Raw genomic sequence first — 21,556 nt, 5'->3', positions numbered from 1 at the left:
AGACTTACATGATTTCAGCAGCGACTAGCGCTCAACATGGGCTACGTTGTTCAGCTTGGCCTCGACTTGCTCCCATGTCGGAAGCGCCTCCCAATCACCCACGGCCTGTATTACCATGGAACCGGTTAAATTACCCAGCCGGGTAGCTTCCTGCGGAGAGTATCCCTTGAGCAGGCCTGATAGGAACCCTGCACAAAATCCATCTCCCGCTCCAACCGTATCCAGCACATGTTCCGCCTTGAAGTACGGAACTTCCGTTAGGGTACCATTCACCAATACATAGGTCAAATCAGGACCGCCCTTGACGATGGAGATTGCACTCAGAGCTGACAGACGCTCAAATACCCTCTGCTCATCCTGTTCGTCATACAGAAGCTTCATCTCATCCAGTCCCGGCAAAAAGTAGTCAGCCTGCTCTGCCAGACGAAGCAAAACCGGACGTGCCTGCTCTGCTGACCAGAGTTTAAGACGCAGATTCGGATCAAAACTTACTTTTACACCAGCCTGTTTGGCTATATGTATAGCGGCTTCCACTGTAGACAAACCCGAAGGACTTATAGCGGCAGTTATGCCTGTAACGTGCAGAATTTGTGCCCCAGCAATGTAGTCCGGATCGAGATCGTCCGGAGTCATGGCACTTGCAGCGGATAGTTTCCTATAATAATGTACAGAGGATTTCCCGGAAGCGTTCTCACGAATCATCAGACCTGTCGGCTCTGTGTCACTCAATCGTGCCCTGGATACATCTACACCTTCACCACGAATCGCTTTTAAGATCATGGTGCCGATGGGATCATGCCCCAAGCGCCCAAACCAGCCGCTTGTATGGCCCAGGCGAGACACACCAATGGCCAGATTGCTCTCTGCGCCGCCAAACGACTTGTCCAATGAAGCCGCGTATTCAAGTCCTCTTGTATCCTTGGCTGTCAGCAAACCCATACTTTCACCGAATGTAACAATTTCAGGGCTTTGGCGGGTATTCGTTGACATCGTTTCTTGCCTCCTTATATTTACAATTCCTCATCTTCTTTTTCCATTGTCATCCTCTATGCAACCGTTGTCAATCCCGCTCGTTCATTTTGTTGTCACAGCTCCAGGAAAGGATAGCGCTTTCTATTGTGAATTATATCACAATGATTACTGCACATCCGTATTACCCTTATGAAAGATACAGATGGCCTTTAACGTGGGATCAACAGGAGGGTTACAACATGAACAACCGTATTGGAATCCGTGGTGATCAGGAATCATTTTTTTATAACTTGCGGTTTATGCTTATTGTCTGCGTACTCGTCGGCAATGCTCTTGAACCGCTCATTACACGCTTTGCGGGAGCAGAGGCTCTGTTCCTGTGGATATATACATTCCATATGCCGTTATTCGTGTGGGTTACCGGATACTTTGCCAGACATGCCCCTCAAGGGGAACCCGGACGCAAAGTGCTTAAACAAATTGCGCTTCAATACGTTCTGTTTCAATCTTTATATGCTTTAATGGATTTTACGGTGTTCCACACCCCCCACATGAAACTGTCTTTTTTTGCACCTTATTTGCTGCTGTGGTTTCTGGCCAGCCATTTCTGCTGGAGACTTCTGCTCAGGGTAGCCTTGTCGTGGAAGCCGATTTACCGGCTTATCGCCTCCATTCTACTTGGAGTAATCGCTGGTTACTTGCCTGTGGACGGATTTTGGCTCAGTTTCAGCCGAACGTTTGTGTTTCTCCCTTTCTTCATGATCGGTTACGACTACGGAGCGTCCATTCGTTCCTATGTACGAACAGGATGGGGGCGTCGTGCCGCAGCGGTATTATCTGCTGTTCTTTTGATATGGATAGGTTTGGGAGGACTCCAAATCTCCACAGGTTGGCTGATGGGCAGCATGACTTATGTTGAACTCGGTCACCATGAGTGGTATGCCGGAATATATCGTCTTGCAATTTATGCGCTGGAAATGATCTCAGGAGCACTCTTCCTGGCCTGGGTACCTTCTCTGACATCCAAACTGACCGATATGGGACGGCGTACGCTTTATGTTTTTCTCCTGCACGGATTTCTTGTTCGCCTTGTGATCTGGTCAGGAGTTTATAATTATATTGAAAGCGGGCTATACATTCCGGTGATTGTTGTCATTGCCGTCATGTTTGCTGTAATATTGGCCCAACCCGCGATACGCCACGCCTTTCGGCCCGTCATTGAACCGGATATCTCACGGTTTTCCCTGCATCGCCGTGAAATATTCAAACGCTCCGCGTGAATGTCCATATGCGCCTCGCCCCCTTACTTTCCAAGACAATCGGCTTGTTTCAGGCTGGAAGCAACGTGGTAAGTAGGGATACGCGCTACAAAAAACAACTTATCCTTTAAGGAGTGATTTGTAATGGCACGTTCACAGACAGCTGGACAAAAAATGAGTCGCGAGGAAGCAGGCCGATTGGGTGGCAGAGCCACCTCCAAAAATCATGACCGCAGCTTTTACCAAATGATAGGCAAAAAAGGTGGAGAAGCGACCTCGGATGCTCATGATTCCGATTTTTACAAGGAGATTGGCCGCAAGGGTGGCGAAGCAACCTCCGAAACGCATACCAAAGAATTCTATCGTGAGATAGGACGCAAGGGCGGAAGCAACTAGCCTTTCGCACCGTATCTTCTCCGAATAATTACTCAACATTATATTGCTGTTGAGGAAGCCGAGCTCTATTAAATTGAGATACGGCTTCTTTCTATTGATTGTAGAAATATGACGACGGTTGTGATAGACTCTATAGAAAAACCGGGTTGTTCACGGGTTTAAAGCAGCAAAGAATTTCATAAACTACGGGAAGCTCGAAGCCGGCCATGTCGGTTATTTTTTAGAGTACGGATGAAATTAAACGACAGATGTACTGCCATTTATATTTCCATTCATGTTGCTCAATATTATATATTTGGGGGGAAATACACCATGTCAGCCAATAAGATGCGTTCCGATATGATCAAAAAAGGTTTTGACCGTGCACCACACCGGAGTTTGCTCCGCGCAGCGGGCGTTAAAGAAGAGGACTTTGGCAAGCCGTTTATCGCTGTATGTAACTCTTACATTGATATCGTGCCTGGCCACGTTCACCTGCAGGAATTCGGTAAAATTGTTAAGGATGCCATTCGTGAAGCCGGCGGCGTTCCATTCGAATTCAACACCATCGGCGTAGACGATGGAATTGCCATGGGACATATCGGCATGCGTTACTCGCTGCCAAGCCGTGATATCATTGCCGATTCTGTTGAGACGGTTGTATCCGCGCACTGGTTCGACGGCATGGTCTGTATCCCGAACTGTGATAAAATCACACCAGGCATGATGATGGGCGCACTCCGCTGCAATATCCCTACCGTGTTTGTCAGCGGCGGGCCAATGAAAGCAGGTCGTGACAGCAATGGTAAGGCCCTGTCCCTGACTTCCGTATTTGAAGGCGTAGGTGCATTCCAGGCAGGTAAAATTGACGATAAGAGCTTGCTCGAGCTTGAACAGTTCGGCTGCCCAACTTGTGGCTCCTGCTCTGGTATGTTCACAGCAAACTCCATGAACTGTCTGGCTGAAGCCATGGGACTGGCTATGCCAGGTAACGGTACCATTTTGGCTGTAGCTCCTGAGCGTCGTGAGTTTGTTAAACAATCCGCGAAACAATTAATGGAACTGATCAAAATGGATTTGAAACCACGCGATATCGTTACTGTTGAAGCGATCGACAACGCATTCGCACTGGATATGGCTATGGGTGGTTCAACCAACACCGTTCTGCACACACTGGCTCTGGCTCATGAAGCAGGCATCGAATATCCAATCGAACGTATCAATGAAGTGGCTAACCGCGTACCTCATCTGGCGAAGCTTGCACCTGCATCCGACCTGCACATTGAAGATGTACACAATGCCGGCGGCGTAAGTGCAGTTCTGAACGAATTGCTGAAGAAACCAGGCGCGATCCACGCTGATTGTATTACCGTAACAGGTAAAACTATTCGTGAGAATGTAGAGGGACAAGAGATTCAGGATACGAATGTTATCCACAAGCTGGATAACCCGCACTCCGAAAAGGGTGGACTGGCTGTATTGTTCGGTAACCTTGCACCGCAAGGCGCCATCATCAAAGTCGGTGCGGTTGATGCTTCGGTTGGCGGCTACCACAAAGGTCCTGCGATCTGCTTCGATTCTCAGGAAGAAGCACTGGAAGGTATTGCAAACGGCAAAGTAAAAGAAGGACACGTTGTCGTTATCCGTTATGAAGGACCAAAAGGCGGACCAGGTATGCCTGAGATGCTTGCCCCAACATCCCAGATCGTAGGTATGGGTCTCGGTGCCAAAGTCGGCCTGATCACCGATGGACGTTTCTCTGGTGCATCCCGCGGTATCAGTATCGGCCACATCTCTCCGGAAGCAGCCGAAGGCGGTCCAATTGCCTTTGTTGAAGAAGGCGATATCATCGAACTTGACCTGAATAATCGTATCATCGAACTGCATATCAGTGACGAAGAGTTTGAACGTCGCCGTGCGAACTGGAAAGGTTTCGAGCCAAAAGTAAAAACCGGTTATCTGGCTCGTTATTCCAAACTCGTTACCAACGCAAGTAACGGTGGAGTTCTGAGCATTTAATTTCATTCGTTCTTTCAATTGATTTTGCTATCGGAAGCAAAATACAAAATAAAAGGGTTGCTCCTCTGCCAGTGTTGGCAAGGGAGCAACCCTTTTTGCATGGGTATAGATACAATCGATTTAAGTATGAATAATACCGTTCTGTTTACTGTTTACTAACCTGTTGGTGTGTTTTTCAATTCAGCGCCGGACAGCACATCCGTTTCAGCTTCAATCAAGTCCGTCTGCATCTGTTCCGATGTTGCAGCTACAAGGGCATGTTGTCCGTAACGCTCCATTAATGTACCCAGCGGCATGGCAATCATCTTGGGAACCAATTGCTCGGATCGCTGTTTCAGGCGCTTGGTTCCTGAAGGATGAATCACGCTAAGCAATAGTTTGAGATATACCTTAGAGGCCGAACTGAAAGGTCCCGGCGGCAGATCCTTAACGGTAAATCCGAATTTCTCCGGTCCCCGATTAATCATGCTTACACCGTAGAGTGCTTTGGCAGAACGAAGTTCAGGTTCCGATGCAATCTGCCGTGCCAGATCGGGAAGCTGCTGTTCCATGGCCCGAATCATACGGATGGCCAGATGCATGCTGGACCGCGAGGTCATGCCGAGTTCGAATAATTTTTTATTATCAAAATGAAGTTCAATAACCGGATCCCCGTTTCGAATGACTTGCCCCTCGCTCATTTCAACCAACGCACCGTGATATACACGGGATCGATAATGAAGCAACGGATCTTCAGGCGAAGCTGTTCGCAGATGGTATACCCAGTGGAACAACTTCTCCCAGCCTAACCATGCAGCAACCACAGTTCGTTTCCATGGGGATAATGTGGTCTGAGATGGACTCGTTTTCTGAGATTCACTCAATGTAATGCCTCCTCCCATCAAGGTATCGATGCGTACACTTTGCAATCCCTGCCGCTCGGCCTCTTGCAGTACAACTTCCAAAGCCTGAAGCATCTGTTCGGGTGCATGTGCATCGGCCCCAAGCGTGGTGCCCCGGTCATGCAGCAGCATGACTTCTCCGCCTCTTAGCTCTTTCAGCATGCGTTCCGTCAATTTCTTGGCTCCGACACGGCTTCTCCAGTCTTCGAACATGGAAGACCACAGGACAATCTGGCGATCCTTTCTGCTGAAAAAATCAAACAGGTTCATAATTCCCCAAGGTGGACGATAATAACAGGTCTTTACCCCCGTGACTTCCTGTATAATCTGGCCTGTTCGCTGTATCTGACTTTTTACCGTACGCGGCCGCATCAACCAATTTGTTTTGTGAATATAGTTATGGATTCCGATCAGATGCCCCTGCTCATGAATGTGCTGGATAAGTTCCGGGTGACTGGCCGCATGCTCCCCAACCACAAAAAAAGTCGCCTTGGCATCGTATTGCTTCAGCAACTGGAGCAACCTTGGCGTGTATACAGGATCGGGACCATCATCGAATGTTAATGCAAACTGTGTATCGCTTTTCCCACGCCTGAACACGCGCAGCCCGAAGAGTCTGCTGATCAAACTTGGAATAAAGGCGTAAAAAGATGAAATGTACAATGCCCATAAAAATAGGCTCTGAAGTAAATTTGTCATGCTCTGATTCCCCGCTTCTCTTGCTGAATGACTGCTCCAATCCGAAGTACTATGGAAAATAAATCGCCTTTAATTTTATCACAATTTTAACTTTTCTTAAATCCTGTTTTCCAAAAAACAAGCCGATCGTGTACAATAAATGGAATGAATGACGGACGAAGGAGCCCTGCCCATGTTACCGCTTTATAAAAAATATGGACGTACTGTTTTTGACATCGCTTTACTTGTGTTAACTGTATATTTTATCATGTATGGCTTTAGCCGGTTGTATCAATTGGCTGCACCTGTGTTTCTTTCATTTATCGTTTACTGGATGATTGAACCGCTGGCCCGCTTTTTGAATCGCCGGGGTCTGCCCAAAACGCTGGGAGCCGCGATATCGGTTTTGCTTTTTCTCGCACTGATTGTTGCTGCCTTTTTTGGTGTGGGTCTGATTATCATCTCTCAAATATCTAATCTGCAGGATAACTTTCCTCGCTATGTGGAGCTGCTGCAGAGCGAGTTCACCAATCTAGCCTACTTTCTTCAGGATAAGTGGAATGCTCTTCCTCCTGGTATTATCGAGAAGATAAACGATTATTTTGCAACACTTACCGGTTTCCTGTCCGGTTGGGTGACCAATGGTGCACAATTCATTATTGGATTTCTCAGTTCATTTTCATCCTTTATTACAAACTTCGGGATTGCGATCATTCTTGCCTTCTTTCTCAGTATCGAGATTGAATCCTGGCGTAAGTTTGCCCGTGCCAAGACACCGAAAACATTGAAGACGGCTATGGCTTTTATGCGTAATCATGTCTTCAAAACTATTCGTTCGTACTTGAAGGCACAGATGATCATGATGTTGATTACCTTTGTATTGATTTATGTTGGACTGCTCATTCTTGGAACCAATAATGCCTTTACGATCGCTGCAGTTTGTGCGGTATTTGATTTGGTGCCTCTTCTGGGGGTTCCCGTCATATTTATTCCATGGATTGTCTATCTGTTCATCGTAGGTAACAGCAGCTTGGCCATTGGTCTAATCGTCGTTCTCGTGATTACGATGCTGACACGCCAGCTGCTTGAACCGAAAATATCCGGCAACTCGATCGGGGTGTCTTCCGCATATCTGATGCTTTCATTTATGCTGATCTCACTCTCCATATTCGGCCTTGCCGGAGTTGTACTATCTCCAGTGCTGCTGATTTTGCTAAAGGAATTGTTGCAGCAGGGCTATTTACAGCGATGGATACATCTGCCCAAAGATGAATTTGATTCTTCTCCGTTAGTCATGGGTACGCCTGCGGATGATGCAGCGGGCGTGAACACGGAATCACCTGCTGAAGCTCGAGTCCAGGCTACGAATCATGATGATTCGGCCAAATAATCCATAACACGGCGAAAGATATCCGTAGCCTGATGGTGCCCACCTGGTGTTACGTTCTGGACCACAACAGCGACCGCATATCGAGGCTGCTCTATAGGGCCATATCCGATAAACCATTGATGATTACGTTTCCGCCCATTCTGTTCCACCTGAGCGGTACCCGACTTCCCTGCAACGTGCCACCGCGCCCGTTGCAGGGTTTTTCCGGTTCCATCCGTCACAACCTCACGCATCCATCTCAGGAGTTGATGAGACGTTGCGGGAGAGATCTGGCCGGCTTCTGAAGGTGATTGATGCGAGGGCATCTCAAGCATCACATCGCCATCAGCATATCGGATACGCTGTACAAGCCGCGGTGCCTGAACATTGCCATCATGAAGCAGGGTCACAATCAGATTCGCCGCCTGCAGCGGGGATACCCGGGTATCTCGCTGACCAATGGCTGTCTGTACCCGGGCTCCTTCATCCTCTGAGGAGACTGCTGATGTACGTACCCGCCCTGCATCTTCGTGATCAAAATGACGCAGCACCGGCATTCCAGCCATGTTCTTCCCCTCCCAACCGATGGTCCGTGCCAAGCCCAAAGCATCGGCTGTTCGTTCCAATTGCTCCATACTGAGGCGGCGGGCCGTTTCGGCAAAAACAATATTACAGGACTCGGCGAAGCCCTGTTCCAGCTTCAGATCGCCGTGCCCATGTTCTTTCCAGCAGGATAACCCGTATTTTCCCCATTCCCCGCCACAATGAAAGGTGTCTTTGGTGGACACAGCCTGTGATTCCAGAGCTGCTGCAGCCGTAACAATTTTGAAAATCGAACCAGGCACAGCACTCTGCACAGCACGATTCGCCCAGGAGGAGTTGGCCGGATCCACATGCTGCGGATCGTAAAATGGAACAGAGACCATTCCGCGTACATCCGCATTTGTCGTGTCAAGCACAACGATCGCCCCCTCTTCCATGCCCGATTCCTCCGCAATCCGTTCTACCCCTAGCTGTATGTCTGCATCGACTGTGGTCTCCACCTTTAAAGGATAGTGACTGTTTCTCGGGGCAATAACCCTTGGTTGGTATTCGGGAATAACCTCACCTGAACCAGATACCGTTCGAGTCAACAAGGTTGGGCCCATTCCCATCAATAGAGAGTCAAGCGTCCTTTCGAGCCCAGCTGCCCCGGACTTCAGCGCAAAAGGTTGTTTCACTTCATCTGTATGATGATCTCTCACACTCAGAACCTCAGGTTGTTCAGCCAGATACCCTAGCCATTGCATGCCTGTACGTCTTTTTTCATAACGTGACATCACGGGATATACGCTGGCGCCGTCTTCTTCGAATTCACGAAGCTTCGCTACTTGTACCTTATCCAATACCATCGGTTGATGTGTGCCTGCTGTCCAGAAATGAGGAGCATATCCCTGCTCCCACTCTTTCATGAGCCGTGTTGTATCCGTATGTAGTATAGCTGCCAGCTGCTTCCATCTGACGTTTGTCGTATTCATCATGGATTGGTCATTCCTTTGTCCAGAGTGCGGAAAAAGCACAAGCCCCCATTGCAGGTTTCCCGTTAACGATTTTCCCTTTCGGTCCGTGATCTGTCCCCGGCCTGGGTCAAGCATAACCCCCCGTTCACGCTGCAAAACCGACATCTCACGAACCGTTCGCTGAAATCCCGGCATGACTCGATTCACCTGAATCATCTGAATCCACCCGAGACGAAGGATAAGGATTGCAAAAATGAAGGTCAGGAAGACACAACCAACATAAATTCTTCTTTTTAGTTGTACATGCATGCTTCCCGATCTCCCTTTTTCATTTTTGGCATAGTATGTTTCATTCCATCTGGAATTATCCGGTAAACAGCAATAAACCTGCTCCAGATCAGGAACAGGTTTATTGAAGTATGCCACTTTAGTCTATAAGTCGTTAAACCGTAAAGCGGGACAGTGTATTTTTCAATTCAGTGGATACATTCTCCAGCTTGTCGGACAGGTTCACCAACTGGTTGCTAATGTTCTGCTGCTCGCTGCTCAAGGAAGCCACTTCTTCAGAGGTTGCGGAGGATTCCTCGGCTACTGCACTTACATTACTCATCGCCTCAGACAATGTAACTTGGGACTTGTTCAGATCCCCAATGGAGTCCGTGACCATGTCCAGCTTCTCTACAAACGCACCCATCTGCTGCTGAACCGAAGCAAAGATCACATTGGTATCTTTGACGGCATCCATTTGCTCCCGGAATAAGGGATTGACATTGGACAGTGCATCGACAGTTTCGTTCATCTCATGCATGATTTTATCGGTAATATCGCCCACCATGTCGATGGACTGTCTGGATTGCTCGGCGAGCTGACGAACCTCACCAGCAACAACCATGAATCCGCGTCCGGCTGCACCGGCACGTGCTGCTTCAATTGTGGCATTCAGTGACAAAATGTTGGTCTGCTTCGTGATATTCTGAAGCACATCCAGAACCTTCAGAACGGAAGACGTGCTCTCTTTCAGTGAGTCCACCTTGTTCACCAATGCACCGATCATCTCTTCGGTCTTCTGGGTTTTCGTCATGAGTTGATTCAAGTGCTTCGTTCCTGTCTCACTGGATTGTTCCACATGACGAGCGGATTGTCCCATCTCCTCGTTCGCGGCAACGACACTCTGCATCTGACGGGAGATATTATCGGTCAACTCATTACCACGCTCAGCTTCCGTTGCCAGGCTGCTTGCACCACCTGCAATCTCTTCCGTTGCCACCGCAATCTCCGACGCAGAAATGGCTGTTTTCTTGGATGCATTACTAAGCTCGGAAGCGGTATCCAGCACCTCCTGTGCGGAACGATTCGTTTGTTCAACCAGCTTCGTAATCTGTTCCATCATCAGATTGAAGGCCGCTGATAGCTGGCCAATTTCATCTTTGGAGGTAAACGGTGTACGTACCTTCAGATTTCCTTTGGCGCCTTCCTGCATGAGGTCTTTCAATCTTCCCAGCGGACGGGCGATCATGCGTACCATCCATACCCCAATCAATACCGCAATAGCCGCATCGACCAATGCCATCCACAATGTCAGTGTCAAAATGCCCTTGGCATCCTTAACCAGCATTGAAGTAGGCACCATTCCAATCAACTTCCAATCCGACGTCTCCATCGTACTGTAAACCACGAGCATATCGGTAGATTCCCCATCAACCGCATACTCTGCATTGGTACTGCCCGTCTGTTCAGTCAATTCTCCGTAAAAAGCAAGCTCTGTCTCCTTACCTGTACGGTCCGGAATCGTTGAGGCAACAACCTTTTTATCTGGAGCAATGAGCTGAATTACAGCTCCATCTCCCAGATTAAGCGATTTCAACTGTTCCTCCAGAACTTCCAGTTTCAACTCAATGACCAATACATAGGACTGATTTGTCCCCTGCAGGTTTTTCATGGAACGAGCGATTCGGAACGTTGGCGCACTTCCGTCTTCTTTGACTTCTGTAGGAAGCCAGCGATATCCGCCGGACTGTACCAACTCGTCATACCAAGCCTCGCTGCGAATATTACCCATGGAAGAGCTGCTGCTACCCGTTCCCATGGTGGACTTGGTTTCGTCCGTCGGTACCAGATAAATCGCTTCCATAGATTTATTTGTAAATGCAACATTGGATAACTGTTTGTTAATGGAGCTTGAATTAATAAACGTATCGTATGCTGTCAAATCCGCATTAGACATGTTCTGCAACAAGGATTGCATTTCCGGATCAAAGAAGATCTGGGTAGACGTATCCACAAATCGCTCCAAAATGATATCCATTTTTTCTTTGGTTTGATCAATCGTTTCCTGGTTTGCCCGGGAGGCATTTTCCTCAATTGTGTTTTTGGCTTTCGAATAGGATAATAGACCCAAACTAATTACAAAGATCATAATCCCCGCAAAAAAGATTAAAAATAGTTTGACTCCTACCGATTTAACCGGATTTGCCTTTCTGATTTGAGTTAACGTTGTCCCCCCCATCTTATTCCACTGAATCTTTTTCCAATCCAGTTTGAACGGCTTCTTGTTCGATGGTTTTTCCGTCTTGCCCTTTAAGAAGCTCAGTTTTTTAAACTTTTGCTCTTTCGGTTTCTTTTCCTTCACTGGTTTTTTCACCTTTTCCCCACTGTCCTTCTGCTTCTTTTGAACCAATCCCATTCACCTGCCAGTTTGCTAATTGTTTTTTCTTTCTCTCCCCTATGATTATGTAATATTCGACAGTTTTCCCCTTTCCCCTTTTGTTTTCAAAAAATATTTTGCAACTTTTTTCCTATTTTTCTATAAAAAAAAGCCCTCCATATACCGATATACGGAGGGCGTAAATGTTAAATTCATAACATCATATTGTTAATTCATAACACAATTTTGTCAAAAGGTAGTTCGTTTAACCTATTTCTTTTTTCTCATCATATCAAAGTAGGATACAGGCTGATCCACCTTCATTTTGATTAACTGCAATGGGTGTCGTGCTGCGTCCAATACATTGCCTTCTTCATCCTGAATTTCACCTACAACCTGTTTGAAAAAGGTACCGTTTGGACCGAAAAATTCGATCTCCTGTCCAGGCTTGAAATGATTCCGCTGCTGAATTGTGGCCATTCCTGTAGCTGCATCGTAGCCCATGACCAATCCGGCGAAATCATAAGGAACTGCTTTTTCTTCAGGCTCATAAATGTGATCCTCATGATCCGGCGTATCATAGAAAAATCCAGTGTTTAATGGACGATTGGCAGCCTTATTCATTTCCTCGACCCATTCCGGCTTCAATACATAGTTTTCCGGATCCGCCATGTAAGCATCAATCGCTTGACGATATACGTTTACGACGGTTGCCACATAGTGGATCGACTTCATGCGTCCTTCGATTTTGAAACTATCCACACCCACATCAATCAACTCTGGGATATGGCCAATCATGCACAGATCCTTCGATCCCATGGAAAACGAATTGTCCTGCTCCTGGAACAGGGGCAGCTGGTTTTCTCCCAGCTTGAAAGGTGCAGGAGCTTGCATCTGCATTTCTTCTTCGCTAACCCACACTGCGTCTTCCCTGGCATCTTCAAACAAATCATACTTCCAGCGGCAAGATTGGCAGCAACCGCCCCGATTGGAATCCCGATCTGTAAAGTGATTGGAGAGTACACAGCGTCCAGAATAAGAGGAACACATGGCACCATGAATGAAGGCTTCAATTTCGATATCGACGTTAGCTTTGATCTCTTCGATCTCTTCAAAGCTGGTTTCACGCCCAAGAACCACACGCGGGAGGCCTTCGTCTTTCCAAAACTTCACGGCTTGCCAGTTCAGTGTGGACTGCTGCGTACTTAGGTGCACCTCAAGTCCGGGTACAGCCCGCTGAGCGACTTCGATAATTGCCGGGTCTGCCACGATTACGGCTGCGATACCCGCATTGTATAAATTTTGCAAATACGCCTCAATGCCCTCAATGTCTTCATTGTGTGCATAAATGTTGGTAGCCACAAATACTTTGGCGCCGTATTTACTCGCAAATTCCACACCTTCGCGCATTTCTTCAAAGCTGAAGTTGTCTGCATTGGAACGGAGTCCATAGGCCTGACCGCCAATATATACTGCATCTGCACCATAATGAATTGCAAATTTCAGTTTTTCCAGATTTCCCGCCGGAGCAAGAAGCTCCGGTTTGTCCAGACGGTTACGTTTACCTGAGAACTTCCGCTGTACCGCCACTGTTTCCATTTCGTTCACCTCGTCTATTAATACACCTGTTCTTTATAGAAAAAGCCAAATGACAGCTCCCGTTCAGGGTCCTGCAATTGGCGGACCTCATCCAGCCACTCATCCGAGAAAGCATATGCATCCGCATCTGCTGTATAACGATCAATTGCCGTCCGGTATGCCCGGACAACAGCCTCATTGTAAACCAACGGTTTTAGAATGCCTTCAATCTTGAAGCTGTGCACTCCAGCTTCCATCAACAAATGAAGATCTTCCAGAATGCATATATCCTCAGAACTCATGATATGCGTACCGTTAATATCCTCATAAATCGGGAATTTCTCATCACGCCGCTCAGCCTCAATCAGGAATAATCCGCGTTCTTTACCGAGGTGCCCTTCCACCGGACGCCCCTGATGAGCCATATAACTTTGGACCAGACTGCGTTTGGAATGATAAATATTCGTCATGCCATGCACCTGAACCTGAGCTTCTACCTTCAAAAATGGGACCATCTCCGTCAGTTCATCCATGTTCAACTCTCTGGCGAGTACGACACGACTGGCACCTTTATTGCCCCAATAGTTGGCCGTTGCGTAGTTCGTCGACGTCATCTCCGCATTCCAGTGCAGCTGAATATGGGGAGCATACTCCTTAATCGCAGCCAGCACCGATGGATCGTTAAATTCCACCGCATGAACACCGATTTTGCCCAAAGCCTGAACATATTCAGGGAGCTCCTTCAATAGCTCGTTGGACATCAAGTTATTCATGGATACATAGACACGAGCCTGATGTTTGGCAGCAATGGCAACCACTTCGGCCGTCTCTTCCACAGTGAAACTGCCGGGTAGACGCATGCCGAAACGATCATCCCCGATTAACAAAGCATCTGCTCCGGCCTGGAGCAGCACTTCTGCTTCATTTACATTTGCTGCCGTAACGAGCAGTTCATGTTTCTTACTCATATACATCCCTCCGCTTATTGCGCAGCCTTACTTTTGGCTATATTTTGCTGATGTTCCTTATACGTCTTGGCAAACAGATGCCCGGATGAACCATCCTTCTTCGTAACATAGAACAGGTAGTCTGAAGCTTCCGGTGCCAGAGCAGCCTCAATGGAGGCCAAGCTTGGGCTTGCAATCGGCCCTGGCGGCAGTCCTTTATTGAGATACGAGTTGTACGGACTTTGGACCTTCAAGTCTTTGAACAACAATCGTGCCTTCGGCTTGTCCAGCAAATATTGAACGGTCGCATCGATCTCCAGCTTCATGTCCTGCTTGATCCGGTTATCGATAACACCTGCGACCAGAGCGCGTTCCTCATCCACCACAACTTCTCTCTCCACAAGGGAAGCGATCGTAAGCAGCTCATGCAAAGAGAGATTCCGGGCTTTCAGCTTGGATTCCAGATCCGGTATGGTATTGATTTTAGTCTGAAATTCTTCAAGCATTCGCTGCATGACGTCATGGGTGGAGCTGTCCTTTTTGAGCTCATAGGTTTCGGGGAACAGATATCCTTCCAACACGTAACGAAGTTCTTCATCCACAGGAATATCCTTAATGATATCGACATCGAAGGAAGATGGATCATTCGCCAGCTTGATGAATTCTTCACGGTCTACGACACCTTCAGCTGACAATTTATCGGCCATTTGCAGCACGGTATATCCTTCAGGAATCGTAAATTTCACCATTGCCTCCGGTACAACTTCACCGCTGTTCAGCTTGCTAATAATCTCATCATATGACACGCCAGGATTCATCGAATATGTACCTGCCATAAAACTCGATCCTTGCTTCTTCCATTTCAAATATCCCTTGAAGGCTAAACCACTTCGAATCAGCCCCTCTTGTTCAAGCTGATCCGCAATTTGGGATGTCCCTGATCCGCTTTTGATCTCGAATACGACCGGATCTGCCGAAACCGCAACGGGACGCATCATGTTCCAGACTGCAGCACCCGCCCCTCCGGCCACGATTACAATGATAAGCAGAATGACTAATATGACTTTCCCTTTCAAAAAAGACACAACTCCTTTACACAACCAAAAAGAGCGGACTTCTCCGCCCTTCCGGTTTCTTCAATTTGAAGCTGGTTAATCTTCGTCAATCGGGAGGGTGCACTCATCGTACAATTCCGAGATGCTCTCCCATTCATCGTCATCATCAATCGTAACTAACTCCGGCATGATCTGGTCTTCGCTTCCTGGCAACACCCGCAGAAGTTCAACCTCGTCATAAGGACGCAATGAACTGCGGAGCACCGCGTACTGTTGACCATGCACTTCAAACTCAGCCAACAAATCATACGGTTGTGATTTACCGTTCTCTTCCTCGAGCTCAACATGAGCACCGAATGCCAGACGCAGTGAATCTGTCCATTTCAGGTCTTTGCGGCTATATTCCGTCATTTAGTTCGCTTCCTCTTCATCTTCAGCTAAAAATGTATTAAACGTCTCCTCGACAATATCCCATTCGGCATCATCTTGGATGACGAAAAGTTTAATATCGTCGCCATCTTCTTCATAACGGAATGCATATACATCCGTTTCGCCATCTTCAGGTTCAACCGGAGCAACCATCATATACTTGGCCTCCGATCCATCCACTTCAAACTTCATGATGACTTCAAATTCTTCTTCATTGCCCTCGTCATCCGCGATGTAAATAATCTCCGATTCTTCTTCCATACCCAGTTGATCTTCAGCCATTGTTGATCCCCCTCACCTTTTACTGTTCGCGTCCAAATAATTTTGCAAAATCAAGCTTGCGGCCATTTTGTCCACAACCTGCTTGCGTTTTTTTCGACTGACATCCGCTTCAATCAACGTTCGTTCTGCTGCCATGGTTGTCAGTCGTTCATCCCAAAGGTGAACAGGTAAATTCAGTTCGCCCCGCAGGCGTTCGGCAAAAGCAATGCAAATTTCACCACGCGGCCCTACGGTGCCGTTCATGTTTTTGGGGAGCCCGACAACGATCTCGCTGATTTCGTGCTCACGCACAAGTTCAGCAATGCGACCAAACTCACCTTCATCCCGGCGGCGTTCAAGCACTTCTAATCCCTGGGCAGTCCAACCGAAGGCGTCACTAACGGCAACTCCGATTCTTCGGTCCCCATAGTCCAAACCTAATTTTTTCATCCATGCTCTCCCATCCTCAAGCCCGTGCAGGAAGATTAGATCCTCCCCTTCTCAAGCTTCAGGCTGTCTTCTGTCGGTTCATTTCCCGCTGCATGCATGGTTGCATTACAGCGGAAGCGGTATACATTACCGATGATTGGCCAGATAAGAACGTACAAGCTCTTCAATCAGCTCGTCGCGTTCCTTTTTCCGGACCAGACTGCGTGCGTTGTTATGACGAGGAATGTATGCGGGGTCGCCCGAAATCAGGTACCCGACAATCTGGTTGATTGGATTATACTCCTTATCCACCAGTGCATCATACACCGTGAGAAGAATCTCTTTGGAGGATGCTTCCTGCTCGTCAGCTTTCACATTAAATTTAACCGTCTTATCCATGGAGTCCATTGATGACACCTCGCTCCTGCATGAACATGGGGACCATGTCCTGCCGAATTGATTTCTGCTTATATAATAACATATTCTGACTGCCACGAGTAAACAAAGGAGAATGGAATTGTGTTTTTTGCTTGTCCGTTATTGACCAATGAGTGAAACTGCCAGTTTCAGCGCTTCATCCAGCTTGGACGCATCCTTGCCTCCGGCTTGTGCCATGTCTGGACGTCCGCCTCCGCCGCCTCCGCATACTGCCGCGACTTCCTTGACAATTTTACCGGCATGAAGACCTTGCTTCACTTTCTCAGCAGGAACAGCAACCACGAAGTTCACTTTGCCATCTGCTGGAGCACCCAGAACGAGCACGGCATCAGGCAGTTTTACTTTCAATTCGTCGGCGACGTTACGCAGAGCATCCATGTTCGGCGCGTCTACGCGGGCCGCGAGCACTTGTGTATCTCCTGCCTGTACCACTTGATCCGTCAACGAACCTGCTTCCATGGCACTCAGCTTGCTTTGCAGCGATTCGGTTTCTCTCGCAGCTTCTTTCAGCTGTTGGTTCAGACCTTCAATCCGTTTAGGCACATCTGCAACATTGGCTTTGAGCAGGGCTGCCGATTGCTTGAGCAGCTCCAGTTGACTCTCAACGAAGAGATACGCACCACGTCCTGTTACAGCCTCGATCCGGCGTACACCGGAACCAATACCGCTCTCGCTGACAAGTTTGAACATGCCAATCTCCGATGTATTGTTTACGTGACAGCCGCCACAAAGTTCCAAACTGTAGTCACCGATTTGTACGACACGTACAATATCTCCGTATTTTTCACCGAACAATGCCATGGCGCCCATCTCTTTGGCTTCATCAATGGCTTTCAATTCGATGTTCACATGCAGACGATTCCAGATCTGCTCGTTCACCTGACGTTCAATCTCTGTCAATTCTTCCGGCGTAATGCTGCCGAAGTGAGAGAAGTCAAACCGCAGGCGCTGCGGCTCCACGAGTGAACCTGCCTGATTAACATGCGTACCCAGAACATCCTTAAGCGCTTTGTGCAGCAAATGGGTAGCCGTATGGTTTTTGATAATATCTCCGCGCTTCGACGCATCCACTTCTGCTTGGATTACATCACCCACACGCAATTCACCCGACTCCACGCTTACCATGTGTACATGCTGTCCTTGCGGAGCCTTGAACAACCCTTGTACTTTGGCAGTAACTCCTGGTCCTCTCAGCAAGCCTTGGTCGCTGACTTGTCCGCCACTCTCAGCGTAGAACGGAGTTTTGTCGAGGATAACCTGACAGGTTTGTCCCTCGTTAACAGAATCTACAAGGGCGTCGCCTGCAACGATGGCAACCACTTTTGCTTCCGTCAACAGGTCAGTATAACCAACAAACTCGCTTTTAACCTCCAGATCAGCAAGTGGTCCACCCTGCACCTTCATGCTTTCGCTTTCCTGACGGCCTGCGCGTGCACGATCACGCTGCTCTTGCATGGATGCATCGAAACCTTCGCGATCGACAGTCAAGCCATGCTCTGCCGCATAATCTTCAGTAAGATCAAACGGGAAGCCGTATGTGTCATACAGTTTGAATGCTTCCGGACCACTGATCACCGTACGACCTTCGGATTTGGCTGCAGCACTGATGTCTGCCAGAATGGACAATCCGTCGCTAAGTGTTTCATGGAAACGTTCTTCTTCGGTTTTGATGACTTTGGCGATAAACTCTTGCTTATCTACCACCTCTGGGTAGTATACTCCCATGACTTCACCGACTGTTGTTGTCAGTTCATAGAGGAATGGGCGGTCTAAGCCAAGTACTTTTCCGTAGCGAACCGCACGGCGCAGCAGACGGCGGATAACGTACCCGCGTCCTTCATTGCTCGGCAGAACACCATCGCCGACTGCAAAAGCAACGGTACGGATATGGTCAGCAATAACTTTCAGGGCAACGTCAATTTCATTGCTATCATTGTATTTCACACCGGCAAGTGCCGCTGTTCTTTGAATCATCGGTTGGAACAGGTCTGTGTCAAAGTTGGAATCGACGTTTTGCAGAATGGAAGCAAAACGTTCCAAACCTGCACCTGTATCAATGTTTTTGTTAGGAAGCGGTGTATAGCTGCCATCCTTGTTGTGATTGAACTGGGAGAATACCAGATTCCATACTTCAAGGTAACGTTCATTTTCCCCGCCCGGATACATTTCCGGATCATTCATGTCGTTGCCATAGGCTTCGCCGCGATCATAGAAAATTTCGGTACAAGGTCCGCATGGGCCTTCGCCTATATCCCAGAAGTTCTCATCCAGTTTGATGATGCGTTCTGCGGGCAATCCCACTTTTTCGTTCCACAGTTTGAAAGCCTCTTCGTCTTCCGGATATACCGTTACGGACAGGCGCTCTGGATCAAATCCGATCCATTCCTTGCTCGTCAGGAATTCCCAAGCCCAAGTAATGGTTTCTTCTTTGAAGTAGTCTCCAATGGAGAAGTTACCGAGCATTTCGAAGAACGTATGGTGACGACGTGTTTTGCCGACATTTTCGATATCGTTGGTACGAATACATTTTTGGGAGTTCGCAAGACGCGGATTCTCCGGTTTCTCACGTCCGTCAAAATACGGCTTAAGCGGCGCCATTCCCGCATTGATCCACAAAAGGGATGGATCGTTGTGAGGTACGAGCGATGCACTTGGCTCGATTTTGTGACCTTTACTTGCAAAAAACTCTATCCATTTGGAACGGATTTCACTGGCTTTCATACGGACTGCCCCCAATTAGTTATAATGGTCCGGTGCTAATTAGCCCCGGCTGGTTAACATTGCTGTTACGATTACTATTGTTGTTGCAAAAATAAACACAAAAAACGCCCCTGAAATATCAGGGACGATGTTATCGCGGTACCACCCTGGTTATTGCTGCCTGTCCCTTAATCCGGACCAATCAGCAATCTCCTCGTTGATGCGAATAACGGTCGCTCCCGGCAGGGTTGTCCTGCACTCCGAAATCAGCTTTCCACCGCTTCAACTTTCAAGACTCTTCCAGCCATCGGTCAGATCTGAATCTGGTCCGAAGAAGTCTATTCTCTGAGGAAAGGAACCCCCGGCGTACTTCATTTCATCATCGATTTCATTTTTGAAACATGTGACTTCATTATATCGGTACGCCATGCGAGTGTCAATGTACCCTCGAGGTGCATTCACCCTCGGTCGGTCAATCCGTTCTCCGCTTGATGTAATAGGCAAAAAAGTGCTGCACGATGACTTTCAGAACGGCAAAAACAGGCACCGCCAGAATAAGACCTACAATCCCTGCCAGTTCTCCCCCCACCAGCAGTGCAAAAATAATCGACAACGGATGCAGATGCAGCGTCCGCCCTACCACCTGCGGGGAGATTACATTGCTCTCCAGTACCTGGCACAGTGTGTTTACGATGACCACCAGCAGGACCATTTTGACGGATACGGTTGAAGCCATGACCACAGCTGGCGCAGCACCTAGGAAGGGGCCAAGGTATGGCACAATATTAAATACGGCTACAATGCTTGCCAGCAGCAGCGCGTAAGGCATGTCTATGACCACGTAACCAATATAGGCGAAAATGCCGACAATTACACAGACGATAAACTGCCCACGAATATAGTTACCGAGTGCCGTATCAATCTCCTTCATGACGGACACGATGGCTTTGCGGCGAGAACGCGGCAGATACGCAACAACCGTGCGTTCGAACACCTCAAAATCTTTTAACATATAGAAAATGAGAAACGGCACGATAAATACGTTAAACAGCACATTAATCGTGGCCCCGATATTGTCCATCAGCATCGTTATGCCCTGGGTAAGACGGTCCTCCATCTGGAAGAACCAGCTGTTCATACCTGTTCGTACACTCGGCGGCATCAATTTATGGTCCATACTGTTCATTAGACTCTGTGCGCGCATCGACAATTCAGGCATATGCTCGTTCAGTTCTTCAAGCTGCTCAATCAGCACCGGAATGACATTCATTAATATGACACCGATACAGGTGAGGAAGAACGCATAGATAAGCAAAACGGCGATGGAGCGTGGCACCTTCCTTCCGCCCAACATACTCACTATGGGATTAAGCACATAGGAAATGATGAGTGCCACGATAAACGGCGCCAATACGGTCTTCAAGAATCCGTATATATGAAGCAGCAAAGGCCTCAGCAGCCATATAAAATACAGAATGATCAAGCCGAGCAGCAGCCAGATGGCATAACGGAACAGCTTGTTTTTGGTTAATTGCTCCACTTGCATCCTCTCCCCTTTGGACTGGCTCTGAGAGTCAGTATATGTAGGAAAGGGAATATTTATTAACCCCGCACAGATGTGGAAAAGAGAAAACAAAAAGCGCCTCCCTCACAATGGAAGGAGACGCATGCTGCACCCTGCTCCAGCATACATTAATGCATGGACAGACTGCTATGTAACTGTCATCTATACACATTATCTGTCACCAAAATGCGACAGTGGCCAGGACGTTTGTTGTCACAAAACCCCATATAGAGGAAGTTTCGCTGGCATTTAAGAAGATGCGTGCAGGTGAGGGAAGTCCTGTGGCAGCTCATCCCCGAAGAACAGATCGTCCAGAGAGCTGAGCGTTCCGTCTTCTTCGACTTGATATACAGACATTTTCTCACCATTTACGTTTAATTCAATAAAGCAACCCCAGCAATAAAACTGGTGGGAACCAATTTTCCCGATATCTTTTGAACTACAATTTGGACATTTCAT

General features: G+C 47.9%; 18 protein-coding genes. 4 read left to right on the top strand and 14 right to left on the bottom strand.

Features of this window, described 5'->3' with window-relative positions; translation table 11 throughout:
* Positions 1–24 precede the first annotated feature (24 nt).
* Positions 25–990, bottom strand: a complete 966-nt coding sequence (locus ABGV42_RS22300) for a sugar kinase (protein ID WP_347383723.1) — start codon at positions 988–990, stop codon at positions 25–27.
* A 221-nt stretch (positions 991–1,211) separates the two neighbouring features.
* On the opposite strand from ABGV42_RS22300, the gene ABGV42_RS22295 reads away from it, so the two are divergent.
* From ABGV42_RS22295 to ilvD, 3 genes are all read left to right on the top strand, one after another.
* Positions 1,212–2,252, top strand: a complete 1,041-nt coding sequence (locus tag ABGV42_RS22295; protein WP_347383722.1) for an acyltransferase family protein — start codon at positions 1,212–1,214, stop codon at positions 2,250–2,252.
* Between the two features lie 123 nt (positions 2,253–2,375).
* Complete coding sequence (locus tag ABGV42_RS22290) at positions 2,376–2,627, top strand: KGG domain-containing protein (protein ID WP_095289530.1); 252 nt, start codon at positions 2,376–2,378, stop codon at positions 2,625–2,627.
* Between the two features lie 312 nt (positions 2,628–2,939).
* Positions 2,940–4,625 (top strand): dihydroxy-acid dehydratase, encoded by a 1,686-nt coding sequence (gene ilvD, locus ABGV42_RS22285; protein ID WP_347383721.1) that lies wholly within the window; start codon positions 2,940–2,942, stop codon positions 4,623–4,625.
* Between the two features lie 155 nt (positions 4,626–4,780).
* Here ilvD and ABGV42_RS22280 read toward each other — a convergent pair whose 3' ends face one another.
* Positions 4,781–6,205: a polysaccharide deacetylase family protein gene (locus ABGV42_RS22280; RefSeq protein ID WP_347383720.1), complete on the bottom strand. Its 1,425-nt coding sequence runs from the start codon at positions 6,203–6,205 to the stop codon at positions 4,781–4,783.
* A 172-nt stretch (positions 6,206–6,377) separates the two neighbouring features.
* Here ABGV42_RS22280 and ABGV42_RS22275 point away from each other — a divergent pair, with 172 nt between their 5' ends.
* A complete protein-coding gene (locus ABGV42_RS22275) occupies positions 6,378–7,574 on the top strand; it encodes an AI-2E family transporter (RefSeq protein WP_347383719.1) in 1,197 nt (398 codons plus the stop codon).
* Here ABGV42_RS22275 and ABGV42_RS22270 read toward each other — a convergent pair.
* The 12 genes from ABGV42_RS22270 to ABGV42_RS22215 all read right to left on the bottom strand — a co-directional run bounded on the left by ABGV42_RS22270 (position 7,553) and on the right by ABGV42_RS22215 (position 21,556).
* Positions 7,553–9,361, bottom strand: a complete 1,809-nt coding sequence (locus ABGV42_RS22270; protein ID WP_347383718.1) for a peptidoglycan D,D-transpeptidase FtsI family protein — start codon at positions 9,359–9,361, stop codon at positions 7,553–7,555. The two genes, ABGV42_RS22275 and ABGV42_RS22270, sit on opposite strands and share 22 nt — an antisense overlap.
* A 133-nt stretch (positions 9,362–9,494) precedes the next feature.
* Positions 9,495–11,735 carry a methyl-accepting chemotaxis protein gene (locus tag ABGV42_RS22265; protein ID WP_431523668.1) on the bottom strand — a complete coding sequence of 747 codons (2,241 nt, stop codon included), beginning with the start codon at positions 11,733–11,735 and terminating at the stop codon, positions 9,495–9,497.
* Positions 11,736–11,966: 231 nt separating this feature from the next.
* On the bottom strand, positions 11,967–13,295 hold the full coding sequence (locus ABGV42_RS22260) for a peptidase U32 family protein (protein ID WP_239299367.1): 1,329 nt from the start codon (positions 13,293–13,295) through the stop codon (positions 11,967–11,969).
* 17 nt (positions 13,296–13,312) lie between these two features.
* Complete coding sequence (locus ABGV42_RS22255; protein ID WP_347383716.1) at positions 13,313–14,242, bottom strand: peptidase U32 family protein; 930 nt, start codon at positions 14,240–14,242, stop codon at positions 13,313–13,315.
* A gap of 14 nt (positions 14,243–14,256) precedes the next feature.
* Entirely contained in the window at positions 14,257–15,297 is a 1,041-nt protein-coding gene (gene mltG, locus ABGV42_RS22250; RefSeq protein ID WP_347383715.1) for an endolytic transglycosylase MltG, read from the bottom strand.
* A gap of 75 nt (positions 15,298–15,372) precedes the next feature.
* Positions 15,373–15,687 (bottom strand): DUF1292 domain-containing protein, encoded by a 315-nt coding sequence (locus tag ABGV42_RS22245; protein ID WP_347383714.1) that lies wholly within the window; start codon positions 15,685–15,687, stop codon positions 15,373–15,375.
* Positions 15,688–15,987: a DUF1292 domain-containing protein gene (locus tag ABGV42_RS22240; protein ID WP_127538641.1), complete on the bottom strand. Its 300-nt coding sequence runs from the start codon at positions 15,985–15,987 to the stop codon at positions 15,688–15,690. It abuts the gene before it with no gap.
* 12 nt (positions 15,988–15,999) lie between these two features.
* Positions 16,000–16,416, bottom strand: a complete 417-nt coding sequence (gene ruvX / locus ABGV42_RS22235) for a Holliday junction resolvase RuvX (RefSeq protein ID WP_239299364.1) — start codon at positions 16,414–16,416, stop codon at positions 16,000–16,002.
* A gap of 126 nt (positions 16,417–16,542) precedes the next feature.
* Positions 16,543–16,803: an IreB family regulatory phosphoprotein gene (locus ABGV42_RS22230; RefSeq protein ID WP_024633073.1), complete on the bottom strand. Its 261-nt coding sequence runs from the start codon at positions 16,801–16,803 to the stop codon at positions 16,543–16,545.
* Positions 16,804–16,932: 129 nt separating this feature from the next.
* Positions 16,933–19,554: an alanine--tRNA ligase gene (gene alaS / locus ABGV42_RS22225; RefSeq protein ID WP_347383713.1), complete on the bottom strand. Its 2,622-nt coding sequence runs from the start codon at positions 19,552–19,554 to the stop codon at positions 16,933–16,935.
* A 451-nt stretch (positions 19,555–20,005) separates the two neighbouring features.
* Positions 20,006–21,073, bottom strand: a complete 1,068-nt coding sequence (locus ABGV42_RS22220; protein ID WP_183522167.1) for an AI-2E family transporter — start codon at positions 21,071–21,073, stop codon at positions 20,006–20,008.
* Positions 21,074–21,346: 273 nt separating this feature from the next.
* A complete protein-coding gene (locus ABGV42_RS22215) occupies positions 21,347–21,556 on the bottom strand; it encodes a hypothetical protein (protein WP_347383712.1) in 210 nt (69 codons plus the stop codon).

The sequence above is a fragment of the Paenibacillus pabuli genome (genome assembly GCF_039831995.1).
GTDB classification, from domain to species: Bacteria; Bacillota; Bacilli; order Paenibacillales; family Paenibacillaceae; genus Paenibacillus; species Paenibacillus pabuli_C.
The sequence above is the reverse complement of the archived record's forward strand: the minus strand, read 5'-3'. Positions and strand labels throughout refer to the sequence as shown.